Annotated in this window: 13 protein-coding genes; 5 read left to right on the top strand and 8 right to left on the bottom strand. The window is 45.0% G+C overall.

Annotated features, from left to right (window positions below; all coding sequences use genetic code 11):
- The first annotated feature begins 962 nt into the window (after positions 1-962).
- The 4 genes from ACFQI7_RS13260 (at position 963) to ACFQI7_RS13240 (ending at position 3,983) form a co-directional block, all read left to right on the top strand.
- Entirely contained in the window at positions 963-1,502 is a 540-nt protein-coding gene (locus ACFQI7_RS13260; protein ID WP_218103194.1) for a DinB family protein, read from the top strand.
- Between the two features lie 589 nt (positions 1,503-2,091).
- Complete coding sequence (locus ACFQI7_RS13250; protein WP_218103193.1) at positions 2,092-2,475, top strand: GntR family transcriptional regulator; 384 nt, start codon at positions 2,092-2,094, stop codon at positions 2,473-2,475.
- Positions 2,472-3,329 (top strand): ABC transporter ATP-binding protein, encoded by an 858-nt coding sequence (locus ACFQI7_RS13245; RefSeq protein WP_218103192.1) that lies wholly within the window; start codon positions 2,472-2,474, stop codon positions 3,327-3,329. Before ACFQI7_RS13250 ends, ACFQI7_RS13245 begins: the two co-directional genes overlap by 4 nt.
- Positions 3,330-3,983, top strand: a complete 654-nt coding sequence (locus ACFQI7_RS13240) for an ABC-2 transporter permease (RefSeq protein WP_218103191.1) — start codon at positions 3,330-3,332, stop codon at positions 3,981-3,983.
- Between the two features lie 537 nt (positions 3,984-4,520).
- On the opposite strand, the gene ACFQI7_RS13235 is transcribed toward ACFQI7_RS13240, so the two are convergent.
- The 3 genes from ACFQI7_RS13235 to ACFQI7_RS13225 all read right to left on the bottom strand — a co-directional run bounded on the left by ACFQI7_RS13235 (position 4,521) and on the right by ACFQI7_RS13225 (position 6,691).
- A complete protein-coding gene (locus ACFQI7_RS13235; RefSeq protein WP_218103190.1) occupies positions 4,521-4,841 on the bottom strand; it encodes a hypothetical protein in 321 nt (106 codons plus the stop codon).
- Positions 4,842-5,103: 262 nt separating this feature from the next.
- Complete coding sequence (locus ACFQI7_RS13230) at positions 5,104-5,517, bottom strand: Imm26 family immunity protein (RefSeq protein WP_218103189.1); 414 nt, start codon at positions 5,515-5,517, stop codon at positions 5,104-5,106.
- 274 nt (positions 5,518-5,791) lie between these two features.
- Positions 5,792-6,691 (bottom strand): LysR family transcriptional regulator, encoded by a 900-nt coding sequence (locus ACFQI7_RS13225; RefSeq protein ID WP_218103188.1) that lies wholly within the window; start codon positions 6,689-6,691, stop codon positions 5,792-5,794.
- A 195-nt stretch (positions 6,692-6,886) separates the two neighbouring features.
- Here ACFQI7_RS13225 and ACFQI7_RS13220 point away from each other — a divergent pair, with 195 nt between their 5' ends.
- Entirely contained in the window at positions 6,887-7,354 is a 468-nt protein-coding gene (locus ACFQI7_RS13220; RefSeq protein ID WP_218103187.1) for a DinB family protein, read from the top strand.
- Positions 7,355-8,222: 868 nt separating this feature from the next.
- Here the strand turns inward: ACFQI7_RS13220 and ACFQI7_RS13215 are convergent.
- From ACFQI7_RS13215 to ACFQI7_RS13195, 5 genes are all read right to left on the bottom strand, one after another.
- On the bottom strand, positions 8,223-8,729 hold the full coding sequence (locus tag ACFQI7_RS13215) for an isochorismatase family protein (RefSeq protein ID WP_268966868.1): 507 nt from the start codon (positions 8,727-8,729) through the stop codon (positions 8,223-8,225).
- A 164-nt stretch (positions 8,730-8,893) separates the two neighbouring features.
- Complete coding sequence (locus ACFQI7_RS13210) at positions 8,894-9,904, bottom strand: alpha/beta hydrolase (RefSeq protein WP_218103185.1); 1,011 nt, start codon at positions 9,902-9,904, stop codon at positions 8,894-8,896.
- A 478-nt stretch (positions 9,905-10,382) separates the two neighbouring features.
- Entirely contained in the window at positions 10,383-11,909 is a 1,527-nt protein-coding gene (locus ACFQI7_RS13205; protein ID WP_230415730.1) for an endonuclease/exonuclease/phosphatase family protein, read from the bottom strand.
- A 9-nt stretch (positions 11,910-11,918) separates the two neighbouring features.
- Entirely contained in the window at positions 11,919-12,218 is a 300-nt protein-coding gene (locus tag ACFQI7_RS13200) for an endonuclease/exonuclease/phosphatase family protein (protein ID WP_218103198.1), read from the bottom strand.
- Positions 12,219-13,634: 1,416 nt separating this feature from the next.
- Positions 13,635-15,416 (bottom strand): VOC family protein, encoded by a 1,782-nt coding sequence (locus ACFQI7_RS13195; RefSeq protein WP_218103184.1) that lies wholly within the window; start codon positions 15,414-15,416, stop codon positions 13,635-13,637.
- Positions 15,417-15,493 lie beyond the last annotated feature (77 nt).

Genomic DNA, 15,493 nt, shown 5'->3' with positions numbered 1-15,493 from the left:
CAGCAGATACGGCGTCACCGCTACGGCGGCGCCATAACCGCAGATTCTACGCATCTTCATCAATCGTGAGGCCGACCGCTCAATTGGCGTTCGGTTATCTTTATTTCGTTCTAATCTCGGCATTTATTTTCCTCATTTCCTCAAATCTCATTTAGGCTGGGAGCATATTAAAACTTTCTAAACGTTATGAAATCGGGCATTCGTTAGAAACATAAGCTTAACGTTGTAATCCTCAATTACCCGAACGATCCACCGTCTCCATTGACAAAATTTCATCATCTTGATGTTACATCAGAACAATAGGTTTGTAACGCGTCTGTAGGTCTGTTTAAACCCGCATCCAGAGAACTGTTTACGTGCAGGAATGAATATGACAGATACGAAGTTAGCGATAAATTTCATCCATCATTGTTGCGTTATTCTGCCCGTTAGCGTGGAAAAGGCCGCCGATCGTCCACGGCGGCCTCTTGGCGTAGTTATTGAGCTATCGTTCCCGTTAGCCATCCATGCATCCTGCGCTGCACCACAGAGAATGAAAGTTAATCCGTTCTTTCGTGGTAGCTTAATGAAGCATAGTCAGCCTAATACTTTATTTTCTCAGTCTACAATTTTATTTTCCTAGTCTAACACTTTATTTTCAGTCTAAATCTTTATTATTCTCAACAGCTGGAATCTCCACGATCCGTCCTACCCAGTCGCGAAAGCACTCCGTCACTCTCCTGGCGGAGCAAATCGGCTTCGGATAAACGATCTGAGCAAGGACCTCAGTTAATTTGTTTGCCCCAAGTTTGTTTGTCGCTCCTTTTTGTATCATTCTGTCATTCTGTCTAAGCCAACTTTTCATGATTGCTTCCTCTATTCCTTTTACCGAGCCCTCAAACCTATGCTACAATGGAATTATATCAACCCCACAAAGTTGAGCCACACTTTGGATCCAATTGCGGGGTGCGGGAGGAACGCGGATGAACAATTTAGTCGCATTCACGTTGCAAATGATGGATGGAGATTTACAAAAGATAAGCGCATCACTTCAAGGTTTGTCGGATGAGCTTGTTTGGAGGCGCTTCCGCGAATCTACCAACAGTGTCGGTAACTTATGCTTGCATTTGGCGGGGGCGGAATACCAGCGCGTCTCGAGCGCGATCGGCGGCAAAGAGTTGGTCCGCGAGCGGACGCTGGAATTCACAACCGAAGGCGGCTTAAGTGCGGCTGAGCTTTTGGAGAAGCTGCGGCTTGTAAGGACACAATCCAAAGAAATATTGGCGGCAGTCACCGACCAAGAGCTGGACCAAGAAATTCCTATGTATTTCAAGCCGGATGATTGGCAGCGTATGTTGCAGCACAGCCCGAACTACAGCCCCGATCCAACCTACAAGCCGCAAAAAACGCTGTTCGTCCTGTTTGGTCTAGCGAACCATTACAGCTATCATACGGGACAAATCGTTATGTTGGCCAAACAGTTTCAACAGAGCAATGAGCAAATTTTGCAGTTCAAGCACTGATCCGTGATTCATTACAATAAAGTGTTATTCTGAACAATAAAGTATTGTTCAGAACAACAGAATTACAAAAAAGTTTTGTTCTGATGAATGCGTTAAATCTTATTTGTAACTGAAAAATAAAGTCTATAAGTTGTGAATTCTTGAAGATAGTGGGTATCAGACTGAGGAAGTTCAATCGGTTGATATGTTCCCTCATACGACACATGTGGAGTGCGTGATGGAATATAACGAATCGATACGTAGAAATCCTTTGTTTCAACACTTTGCGCGATTTATGACGTTCACGGCGGACGGCAACGCCTTCAAAAATAAGTTGCTCAAAGATAAAATTGAGGTTTCCGTCGTTTTGGACTTGGATTTGGACGTCGGGTGCGTAGATATGTTGAATTCGCCTAAAGAATCTCTGAACCAGTAAAGTGAATGTCCGCCATTATACGAGATATTCAGGAGAGCGTCCTTAATGGGGCGCTTTATTTTATTGCTGAACATACCGAGGATTTCTATAGCCATAAAAAAAGGCTTGAAAGCATTTTATTATACATATATACTGTTAATATACGATATATACACTAAAGGAAGGAGGGAGAACATGCATCTCTCCGTATCCCTTACATCAGGAGAACCGATTTATGTGCAAATTAAGGAACAGGTCAAAAACCAAATATTAACTGGACAGCTTCAAGAAGGAGAACTTTTGCCGTCTATTCGCAATCTTGCCCAAAGCCTGAAAATCAGTGTGATCACGACGAAACGGGCATATGACGAATTGGAACAGGAAGGACTAGTAACCTCCGTTTCCGGCAAAGGGACGTTTGTCTCTGGCAGCAACAAAGAATCGATACGAGAGATTAAATACCGCGCTTTAGAAGACCAGATCCGAATAACAATTAAAGAAAGTCGTAATATTGGCTTAACGCGAAAAGATTTATTGAATTTAGTAACAATCCTATACGGGGAGGAGAACGAGTCATGAATGTCATTGAATTCCGTCATTTTTCCAAACGGAACGGAGAGTTTACCCTTAAAAATCTGAACTTCCCTATTCATAGCGGCTATATTACCGGTTTGATCGGTCCGAACGGATCGGGCAAAACAACGATGATTCGTTCCATCATGAATCTGATTCGACCTGATTTCGGAGAGGTACTCGTATTTGACCAATCCTATCGAAATAAGGAACGAGACATTAAACGGCGAATCGGGTTCGTATATGATGAGGATTTTTTCTACAATCATCTGACAGTTAATGAGATGAAGAAAATCGTATCATCGTTCTATCCGACTTGGAATGAATCGGCGTTTCGGAAGTACTTAGATGATTTTCAATTGCCTACAAGGCGAAAAATTCGCGATTTATCCAAAGGGATGAAAACAAAATTTGCGTTAGCCGCTGCTTTGGCGCATGAACCTGATTTGTTGATCATGGATGAGCCGACATCGGGCCTTGACCCGGTATTCCGAAGAGAAGTGTTGTCCATATTAAGCGAATATATTCAGGAAGGTACACGGTCCGTTCTTTTCTCCACCCATATCAGCACGGATTTGGAACGCATTGCCGATTATATTGTTTATATTCACCATGGGCAATTAAAATTTAGCGGAAGCAAAGAAGAACTGATTGATTCGTATGTGCTTGTAAAGGGACCTTTAGAATGGTTGAAAACAAATCGCTTCGGGAACACATTTTCAGGTATACAGCAAAATGCGTTAGGATTTGAAGGCTTAATCGCAAAAGAAAGCTATTCCGAAGACGTTTTTGGCAATCAGGTGACTGTGGAGAAACCATCCCTGGACGATATCCTTTTCTACACAAGGGAGGAGATATAGATGGTTCAACTGCTTGTGAAGGATATTCGAATTCAAAAGAAGTTTATTGCGCTCGGGTTCGTGTTTGTCGGTTTCTTCTTTTTTATTCTCGGTGCATTTGAAGGATTGCCGATATCCGTTCCTGCCGCGATATTCAGTCATTTTCTGATTGTGGTCGCGAGCAAGTCGGATGAAAAAAACAATAATGGCCGTATGCTTGCTTCTTTCCCACTGCGAAGAATTGATATAGTGACTGCCAAATACGTGGGAATTGTCATGTTTATGAGCATTTCGTTTTTACTCACATCATTATGGCGTTGGTTGGCCGGAATTGTGTTGCCCGCTCAGGAATTGCCTTGGTTCAGTACGCAGTCGACGATTATGACTATTTTGATCCTTCTCGTGTTTTACGCCATCTATTTTCCGCTATTTTTCGCTACAGGTTCACGTCTTGTACAAGTGCTCGATTTAATCGTTATCTTCTCGGTCGGAGGCGTCGGATTGTTGGCGATACGAATCATGGAATGGACAAATGTAAACATTGGTTTGTCACTTCGCAATCTGCTCAATTCGGATAGCTTATCAGTTTTGCTATGGGCACTTGGTGGTGGTTTGATTTTATTGCTTTTATCTTGGTGCATCTCAATGTATGTGTACAAAAAGAAAAATTTATAATTCAGAGGAGGTTTTATTCATGTGGGCACGCATTTTTCACAGGATTGGACAGCGACTAGGCAGATTGACCATTTGGGGAGTTCTCATTCTGATCATTTTTATCGGATTGCTAATAGTCGGGATTTATAGTCTTCTCGGTTAAGAATCAAGATAAATCTAATGCGTCTATGACAAATAGGTTAAGAATACCAAAATGCTAGATTTCTCTAAAGGGACGAATACAATACTTTAAACAATTAGAACAACACTTTATTGTAATTTACAAAATCCGTTTTCACTGAGAATCAAAGTTATATCAAAGGGTTTGAAAACAACACTTTATTGTAATGAATCAATCCGTTTCCCCAAAGATTGTTATTTTCATAAGAAAACCAGTTCAGCATTCCAAGCCGTTCGCTCGGTACTTCAAAGCCGCGCTTGATTTCGAAGCAATAAAAATACGTCACAGAAGGAATGTTCTGTGACGTTTTTCGTCAAGCTATAGTTACCCGTTAGCGGAATGATTTAAAACTAGTAACGAACCGATATAGTGTAGAGCTATACATCAAATAGTACAGTTTGTTTAAAGCCTTGGTCTCCTTCATTCCATGTGACTGCCACTTGAATTTGCTTCTCATTTGAAGAATACATTGAACCAATACGCGTATAATGGTTTTTTTCGATTAAAGGTAATTTAAAAATGGCATTTCCTGTTTCGACTACAGTATTTTCAGCTTTTGTATCACCTTTGTATGTCAGTTCAATTTCATAAGTCGGCAGATTATTTTTGCTTGATATGGAAATCAAGGATACGTTCCAATCCTGTATCATTTGCGATTTGGGCAAAACAACTGGATCCTTGGTTGTTTGGTTGGGCACATGATGGGTACAACCCGCCAAGAACATAAAGGCAATAAACAGTAGATTAACTCGTTTGATTACTGAAATCACCACCTTTTATCACAATTGGTGAAACACATACTTCGAAACAATACTTATAAAATATTCAGTACGTTCTTTTTAAATCCCTTTCTTGCATTAATCTGCCATTTAGCTTAACGACAGAAGGAGCAGCTGCCGCGACGGCAAACTGCTCCTGGATCACTGAACTATCTAACCCGTTAGTTCAGAAAACTAGGTTTTATTTATTCAATTCATGTAAAAATCGCTTTTCTACTGCAACATCCCCGAATATTCCGAAGGGCTGAGCACCATGAGTGTTGTCATCATTGGCCTCGTAAACTTCGTTGCCATCCACAATCATCAATTTTCCCGTAAAAGCATCATGTCTAATAAATTTTGGCTCTTCGTAATGGGGATTCACGGGCAAATTATCGATAATCTCCCATACCCCTTTCTTTAGTCCGGTATCTGTTGCCCAAACTGTCATAACCGGTCTAAGTTTACTAAAATCTGTTTTACCATTTATCTCAGTATTGAAAATTTCAATTAAAATTGATGGTCTATTTAACATAGTGATTCTTCCATAAGCAATGATTTCAGTTTTTTCAGTAGAGAACCTAAATACATCCCCAAGCTTATACTTTTTGCTCATTACTTAGAGGTCACCCTTCATTTTCTCAAATTGTTCATTACATCTATATTTTAACATAACTTACTGAAGGATTACTGGCCGTTACTTCAATAACATCAGAAAGGAGCAGCCCTAGCGGCAGTTCCATACTATCGTAACCCGTTACTTCAACAATTCCACTTTAAGTCCTTCCATATTTCTTCGCTAACTTTGTCAGAGCTCCAACTCCATTCAGGTGGAGTTTCAAACCTTCCATAATGTTGTCCTGCCTTGAAATAACCCAAGATTGTTGGTTTTACCTCCACATGCTTGTAATCGCATTCTCGATGTAGGCTTTCAAAGTCTTGATGAACAAGCGCATGGCGTATCCGACATATCTGTCTCTGCGGTAGATCAGACAAATGTCCAAAGAAGGCGTAGGATTCCTCAGATGCACGACTTTGATATTTGGATTACTAATGTTATGCAGCAGCATTCGCGGCAGTACGCATGTGCCAACTCCGCTCTGTACCATCTGGAGAATAGAGGGTAACGTTGTCATCACCATATGTGGCTTCAGAGTAAACCCGCTGTCCATACAAAAGCGGTCGATCAGCTTACGGTATTGATGGTCGGGTGGGAACATGACCATCTTCAAGGCATCCAGCCTGTTCAAGGGGATGAAGCACTCCGCGGCAAGGGGATCATTTATACTCACCGCCAGTGAGAACTCCTCTTGAAACAGGGGAATTGACGTGAGACGTCCATCGGTAACAGGTCCAATGGTTACGCCGACATCGATGCTTCGGTCCAGAACTTGTTCTGTTACTTTCATGGTTTCTAGAAGGGACAGCGAGATGGTGGGGTAGGTCTGGTGGAAGTTCAGTAGCAAGGCATTAAACAAGAGATCCGCGTCACCGGGTAAAACGCCGATGGATAGTGATCCGCCTTGCATCTGCTTCAAATCAGCAATGGCGTCGCTCGCTTGCTGCAGATGCCCGAACACGGCAGCACCATGTTCATGAAGAATCGATCCCGCTTCCGTAAGGACAATTGATTTTCCCACACGATCGAACAACAGTACTCCTAGTTCTTCTTCTAATCTCCTTATCTGCTGGCTAATGTTGGGTGGGCTGACTCCCATTTTTTCGGCTGCCCTCGTGAAGTGAAGCTCTTCACAAATCGCCATAAAATACTGTAGTTGTTTTAACTCCATTGCTAACCCTGCTTTCAATTGCAGTACTGAGTGCATGTCAAAGATTATTGTCATTCCCTCTCCATTTTCTGTCAATGAATAATCGTTAACTTATACTTAACGTTCCGGTAACACCTACTGCATTGATGGAAGGTTCCGTGAGACCTATACTAGGAACATATCAAGCGCTTCTCACTGCAAAGGGAGGGAATCAACATGTCTGAAATGATTATCAACACTGCAAAAACCGCACGTCATGTGTTGCTGCAGCAGGTGCAGGCTATCCCTGAGGAACTGTTCGACATTCAACCGGCAGGTTTCAACAATACAATCCGTTGGAATGTCGGCCATATGATTTATTGGATGGATATGTATTCTACCCTAGGCTTCGGCTCCCCGTCGGCCTTACCGGATTCGTATTGTACGCTGTTTAGCTCTGGAACAAAGCCACTAGACTGGACGTTTGCTCCTCCATCGAAGGAAGAGTTGGTCGAGATGTTAATGGCGCAGCTTTCCCGCCTATCCGAGGTGACACCTGAAATGCTTGGCGAGAAGCTTTCAACTCCGTTTGCCCTAGGACCGTTCCAATTCAACACATCGGGAGAGTTGTTAAACTTCAAACTGATTCACGAAGCTTTTCACCTTGGAACGATATCGAGCCAGTTAAAGGTCTTGTCACGCTAACAGCTTTCTGACTCGTGAATATTGCACTAGAAGGACAAGGAATCAGACTTTCATCGGGATTTTCAACCCATAACTTAAATATATTCCGAATAAACATCCTTGCCCTCTTTGTGAATGTGTTAAAAATCCTGTGTTAATATAATGAACTAACCTGCCCGTTACTTCAATGAACATCGAAGAGGAGCTGTCTTTGCGGCAGCTCCATACTATCGTTGCCCGTTAACTTAATGAAAGAACTGAGAGAACCTTATTTTTTTCCCAATCCTCTAGTAAGGCCCACGTAATCTCAGCTCTCGTATCGTAGAGCTTAATGACTTGAAATCATGTTTTATTCAATCTTAACTACGAAAGCGTATATGCCACTACGATTACTCCATTTTGAACGAATGGAGTAAATATAAGTACCTTTTTCTTTGGGAAGCTGAAACGTATTATTCTTTATTTCAATTGGATTCAGTTCTTTATCATCTTTCCATTCAGAAATGGTCATTTTTTCAGGTGTCTTGTTAAATTTTATTGATAAGATTGATTCGGGGGCAACTGATTTTGGCTTTTTATCTTTGACCAAGAACGGCGGAGCGGCAGCGTCCGAATGAACAGTTTTAATTAAAGACTTCCTGAAGTATGAACCAAGTGCATAAGTAATGTTTTCATCATTATATTGAGATTAGGCATTGGTCGCTTATCCCCTCAACCGACTAATAAGAACGAGAGTGCAAAAAGCATAATAATAAAACGCATAAATCCTCCCTCCTTCTTAATCGTTTTGACGATTTTGGCTTGGAAATTGTCGCATTATCCTGCCCGTTACTTCAATGAACATCAAGAAGGAGCTGTCCTTTTAGCAGCTCCACGCTATCGTTCTCCGTTAGTTGAGCAAAGCCCTCTTCAAATCGTACGATGTCGAGGTAAAACCAATATCGGTTTCATAAATTCTTAAAAACACAAACCTTAACCAACCACCTTCAGGATTTTTATCATCAACGGTGTCTGGAAATTCACTTGAATTTGTACAATCTCTCAACATGACAACCCGATAATTATGATGTCGAGCGCCTACGCAAGTATGGAATAGACACGATTTCAAATGGAAACCAACAGTGATTAACGTATCAATGTTCCATGTTTTTAGATAATAATCGAGCACAGTTCCATTGAATCCATCTTTATGCGATTTTGGAATAATTGCCTCATTATCGAGCGGTTGTATGAGCGGATTGAATGTAGGAATCAAAGGTTTCCAACTATTCTCAAGAAAGTCTAATCCATGAATCTTTGTTGTTACATCATTTGGTCCCCCAACCCCATAAATAGCGTTGAAAAAATAAACAATTTTCATGCCCGACTCCCTCGCGATGCTAAGTGCCGAGTTTATCTCGTTCTCTACAACATGTTAATCAGCCGATGATTCATCACAATCAACTAAAAGAAATGCTGTTCTTTCTGGAACGGTTTTAATTTGCAAGTTAGGATCGTTAAACATTAAAAGTATTAATGAGCCGCCACGTAGCGGCTCCTCGGCCATCTCCTTCACATCGATTACAGCTGGCGATCCAACCAACCGTAAGCTATTCGCCCGGATATTTCATGCTCGCCGTCGAACAAATCTAACGCTAACCGGTCGCGGTACCCGAGTAAAGCATAAACCTCTGCGAGCCTTTCGTAAGCCTTCCGTGTGCCGTGTTCGGGGAAAATGTGGTCTTGCTTACCCGCTTCAATAAGCAGAGGCCGCGGAGCGATCAGGCTGAGCACGTCCGGCATCTCCGCCGCCAGTGAAAGTCCCGGCACAAAGTTATATATACAATGGTGAATGGTTAACAAACTCGCTTGATACGTATTAGCGAATCCGCTGACAACCGCCGCCGAAATCCTCTCATCGATCGCTGCCGTATACGAGCAGACCAACCCTCCGCCAGAGATGCCCATGCAGCCGATGCGACTCGCATCGATATCGTTTCTTGTCAGTAAATAGTCAACGCATCGTATCGTTTCGTATACCCGATAACCAGCCATCGTTTTCCCCATTGCAAGCAAAAAGCTGGAAACCCGATTGCAGGAGTTGGCGTCCTTCGCGTTCTCCGTCAGCTTACGATCCCCGAATCCGAGCAGCTCCGGCGCGAAGACGAGAAATCCGCGATTGACGAGTTCAACGGCAAAATTTTTCTGATACCCGATATCGCCTGTTTTGACCGAGCTGTCAGGGTTCAGCCCAACGATATCCCTGCTCCCGTAGCCGTGTCCATGGCATGCAATAACAGCCCGTCGACGTTCGTTCCCAGTCTTGGGGATAAGCACATACAGTGGCATATGCAGCCGCTCAAATGTCTGAATTTGTATCCTTTGCCTTATATAAGTGCCACAATCCGTCGATTCCATCAGGACGGGAGACAGGTCGGCCGCTTTTTCCGGAAAGCCGCCCAACAATTCAACAAATCGGTGTTTGAAGCCTTCCTTCCATTTGTACCACTCAGCCTTCGAACTTCCCTTGAACGTTTCCGCGGGCTTTGTACTGTCGTACAAATACTGCAAGTATGAATCCGGATTCCACATAATGTTTCCCCTCCAAATAGAATCGACTTCAATGATGCACCTGAATTTCTTCCTTTAACTATAGCGATAACCTTGTCTTCTCATCCACAGACTCGCTACCCATTTCTCCCCATAGCCGGCCATCTTCTCAGCAGCTCCGCTTCATTTGATTATCTCAACTATCGTATCCCTTTAGTTAAATCTTGTTTTTGTTTTTTTGTTTTTTGATTAACCAAATAATGAAAAAAAGGAAATATAGTGATAATAAATACCGTAGTGGTAGCACCCAATAAAGTATTTATGATACGTGTGTAAATCCAAGAATGGTAAAAGTCCATGTATCCTTACATGGATACGATTTCTGTCACGACGATTTTTAAAGCCGAAGCTTGGCCGCGATACGATTGCAACATCAGAAGTTGCTTCTGCATCAAAAGAAAATACCCTATGAAACGGCGTTAGCATCGAGCTACGCACTCGCTTCATAGGGTTTCCCGTTTTAATTTTCGGTTCCGTTCCGTCGTCCTGTATTTGATATACCGGGCGTCGGCTTCTGATTCCCGGCCTGCTTTTGCATGATACTTGTCAAATGGAGTGGATCAGTATATGTTACGGATTCATTCGCTTTTACGTCCAGCATTCCTTTGTTGTACTGGGCTCCGATCAGATGGTACCCATCCTGCGACGTGATGCTTATGGCGCGGCCATTGGTTGCCACTCCGTTGAACCCTTGATTGGTGCCCGGCGTGAACACGGCGAGCAGCTGCTGCGGCCCAAACTCGGCTTCCGATAAACCATAATTCGCGCGGAATTGCTCAATGCCGAAGTTATAGCAGCAGGGCTGCTTTTTAATCCAGATCACCTTTGTTTCATTCGGCTGAATGACCGTTCCCGCGCCGGATTGATCTTCGGTGATCGTCCATTTGTTCGCTTTCGCTTTATCGAAAGGCGCTTCGGGATCGTAATAATAATATATTTTGTATCCTTCCAGGTCGATCGCTTTATTGCTGCTGTTATAGATTTCCACATAGTTATAGTTGCCCTTATCGTTCGAATTCGGCACGATTTCCGTAATCAGCAGCGCGGTCGATGTGGGCTGCTTGGCAACCGTCTCCTCTGCGGTCGATTTGCTTGTCTTTTGCAGCACCAGATCTACCATCACCGGGTAGTGGTCGCTCGGATATTGCCCGTACGTGTTGAATGTTACCGTTTCGCCGCGGACGACGTTGATTTTGCCGCGATTCAGAATCCAGTCGATGCGTCGCGAGCTACCTCCGCCGGTCGGGTCCGAATAATTATGGAACGTTCCAATCGAATCATTCACACGCTGGTGAGCAGACGCAAATGCATCCTGCATGGCGCCCTGTTCAGTAAAGATCTTGAATACGGCACCGCTGGCCGGCGTGTTAAAGTCGGCGGTCAGAATGACGGGAACCTCCGGATCGAATGCTTTCAGCCTGTCGATAATCAGCTGCGCGCTCTTTTGGCGGGAAGCTTCCGACGCATGATCAAGATGTGTGTTGACCATATAAAACGTCTTGCCCGTATGTATCTCCTGAAAACGAACCCACGTGACCATCCGCGGTATATTGTTGCCCCAGCTGACCGTACCGATCACATTCGGAGAATCCGACAGCCAGAAATGATCCTGCTCCATCGGCTTCAGACGTTCTTTATTGTAAAAGATCGCCATATGCTCGCCCAGTTTTCCGCCCTCGCGCCCAACGCCAATCCAGCTGTAGCCGGGCAAGTCCGCTTCGAGATCGGTGATCTGATTGTAGATCCCCTCCTGGGTTCCGATAACGTCCGGCTTTTCTGTCTGAATTAGCTGCTTCATGACGGGGCGCCGCTTCTCCCAAGGCTGAGCGTCAGTCGCGTTGGCCGTTCGTAAATTAAACGTCATGATCCGGAGCGAACCGGAAGCGTCCGATGCTTTCGCATGGTTCATGCACGCGGCGAGTAATAGACTGAATGCAAAGATGAAAGCAAACAAAGCCATGACGGGTTTACGGTTTTTTTTCAACATACTTACCTCCTAGCGTTTTACATTCGATAGTCCCAGTACGACGTCTAACATCACCGGGTAATGGTCGCTCGGGTATTCCCCATTGCGGTGATATGTAACCTTCTTACTGCACTTCACCGTCATATCGTCTCGAAATAAAATCCAGTCGATCGTAGGGGTTCCACCTCCCCTGTCGTTGTGGAAGGTACCCGTCTCACGGTTTAATCGTTCTTCTGCATCCAAGACGGTATCATTCATCTTTCCTTCCTCAGTAAGCCGCCGATAGGCTTCACTGTCCGCTGTCGTATTGAAGTCTAGTCGTTTCCACAGCTTTTGGAGCCTGGCTCATTTTGGAGTATCCGACAGCCAGAAATGGGATTCCTGCAGCGGCTTGAGGCACACGGTGCCGGCGCATTATAGAAAATCACCATGAATTCCCCTTGACTGCCACCATCCCGCCCTACGCCAATCCACTTTAAGATCAGACAGCCAACGAGGAGACCTTCCAGCGTCCCGATCATGTCGGGCTTTTCATTGTACCATCGATATGGCGATCATTGAACGTCATCACCCGCAGAGGCCGTACGCGATTCTCCAAAGTTTCTCTTCTTTCGCACTTCCTGATATTGCTGATCTGGTTGCATCCGATATACTGAGCGTCATCAATAATAATTCCCGATTTATCTCACTATTGAATCTTCTCAGCAATCCAACAATTCCAATTTGAATGCGCTTACATTTATCTATATACTATAAGATTCTTGCACAGGTGTAAATAAACGATAATATTAAATATATCAACTATTCTGCTATTATTTCGTGGGGAATCTCATAAAGTTCGATCAATACATACATACATTATACCAAACATGGGTTCCTATTTCTATGATTTCGTCTAACTTGAGTTTTACGTAATAGAAAATGAAATAGAAGGAGTGGTCACTTACCTCGGCAAATGTCGGATGACAAGAACCTTATCCCATTCCCGACAGACGAAAACCCATCGCTAGTTGCGATGGGTTTCAATGCATTTTACGTTCTTAAATTGTGAGCCTGGATACGTATTGATCGACGTAACTTCGTAAAGATATTTGTTTTTCTGTTTGAGGTTTTTCGAAATTTTTCATAGATACACTTAGTGGCGTGAACGAATTCATACTTCGCAATTCTTGCCTTACTCGTTTTGATTTGTTAGGACATTTTATGTCGTTAATTATTTTTTTCTAGCTCTATATTTCTTGATTTTTTTTTGTGACTATCTGGATAACCTGTGGCTCATATACATTGGATTTGTTTTAAAGATCATCATGGGGATACTATTTTCTATTATCCTTGTAACTTGATTCCAATCAGGAACACGGATTTGTTCGGATCCTTTTTTTGCAATTTCAAGCCATTGATAGAAATAATTTAAACACAAATCGGATGTGAATCGATTTACGACCCAATCAAACAATCTTCTGTTATCAAATTCATAAAGATTGGTATGGCTAAACAGCTTCTTTTTAAAGTTGTCGGTTATTGGTAATAAAAAAAGGAAGCACCAGCTCAAGCCTTTCGGCGAGAGATGGTGCTTCCATCTTTAATAAGCTCATAATACCCGAGCTAGCATTCAATGAATTAAAGTTAATGCAAGATATTGTTGTGTCCTACGATTTGGCGGCCGTCACCGTCTTCGATGATTTCAGAGCTCGCAAGAGCTGTTTCAGTACCGGTTATTTGCGAAACAACTGCGACCGCACCTCGCTATGCAAACGGCGTAACCGAAAGCGACTTCACATAAAGTACGGAGCCTCTGCCCGGGCCTACGCCGATTTTGCCGGACAAGCCGCTGTAGCTCCCTGGCCCAGAATACCACAAACTGCCGTTCACAAGGAGCCTGCTTTCCGTTGCATGCAGCTCCCAAGTAACCGTAACCCATTCATTCAGCGGAAGCGTTCCCGTTCCTTCCTTCCAGCTCTCCTGCTTCGTTGCGGGATCGAGTATTTCAATCGTACCGTCGCGGTCAAAGCCGTTCAATACGACGCGGCCTTGAGCGAAAGAAACGATCGCTTCACGCGGGTCGGTCATGACTTGCGCTTCAATACGCAGCGGTGCCGTGTAGATGCGCTGTGTCCATGCTTGCGTTTGTTCTGTCGTGCACGTGAGCCGGAGCCCTTCGTTCGTCAGCGTCGGGTAACATTGGGGTGCCGGCACCAAGATATCGCCGCCTTGGACTTGCAGTTCGGGATGCGGCCCCCGCGACGGCGGTAGCTCTCGCAGGGCAAAGCTGCGAACCGCGATCGCAGAACCTTTGCCGGCACTTATGCCGGCCGTTCCGATCAGATCGGCAAAGTGCCCGGGCTGGCGAAGTCGGAGCTCGCCGTTTACGCGAATTTCGGCATACGTTTCCTCGATCCGCCATGTAATCTCCGACCATACGCCCCGGTCTACCCGTCCGATGCCGGGGTAACCGAATTCCTCGTTGATCGACGGATGCTGGTACACAAGCTCCGAAGGCGATAGTTCCCAGTGATCCCAATTCAGGATCACTTTGCCGTGCTGCCCGTAGTACAGCTGAATATACGGGGATTCCGTATCCGTTCGGACCTCGGCCGATATTTCCAGCGGCGTTCTGTACAGCTTGCGCGTACGAGCCGCTCCCCGGTCCATCGGGCCGGTCAGCTCCATCACGCCCGCTTCCGTTCGGCCGATGGACGCCGCTCCCGACAGCAGCTCATCGCCACCGGAAATCGGGAGCGAAAAAGGCTCGTTTCCTGTTGCTCCGCCACCTTCGACGCGAACGCCGGGATCGCCCATAAGAACGATCACATGCCCGTCCGGATCGTACATATACAGCATCCCGTTACCCGGCCGATACGCCTTCACTGGATGAAGACGTATACCCCGCTCCACCGCGAACGTATGGGCGGCCGCTATGTTTTGGCTTCGAAATAGAACCCGGTTGTATTTCTCCGGCGCTTCAACCCGCTCCTGTTTCACGAAAATAAGCTTCGCCCCCTTCTGCATATCCAACACATACGTATCCTCCGTTATGGCGTCCTGCGGCGGCAGTCCGAACAGCTCCCGGTAAAACGCTACGGAAGCGGCAATATGCTCGGTCGGGATAAAGGCGGCGGTTACCCGGTTTTCCACGGCATGGCCCGGCGTCTTCCCGCTGCTTTCCCCTCCGGCGGCCGCTTGTCCGATCATCAGTACGTTGCCGTCCGGGTCCCGGAAAGGAAAGGCGTCATACCCTGCAATTCTCACGATCGGCCCGGCAATATCCGCCCCTATTTCCTGCAGAAAGCGGTAAGCCTCCTGCACGTCGGCGGCTGCGAGCATATACTGGGGATTCAGGTTCGGCATGAAATCGCGATGCTGGTCAAAATTTACCCAGGTGCCCCCTTCCATTTTCAAGCCGTACACTTTGATCCTAACCCCGGCGCGGTACGGCATGCCGAACAGCTTGCGGTAAAATTTAACCGTACGCACCATTTCCTTTACGTTCAAAAAAAACGATTCCAACACAAGCTCCGCTGCATTCATCGATCCCATTCCTCCACTCGATAATATGTCCTTCATCTGTCCAGATGCATGGGGCGCCCGTTTCTATCAAAGAAAAG

It is taken from the genome of Paenibacillus allorhizosphaerae, assembly GCF_042659105.1.
Lineage (GTDB): Bacteria > Bacillota > Bacilli > Paenibacillales > NBRC-103111 > Paenibacillus_G > Paenibacillus_G allorhizosphaerae.
This window is presented reverse-complemented; position numbering and strand designations above follow the sequence as displayed.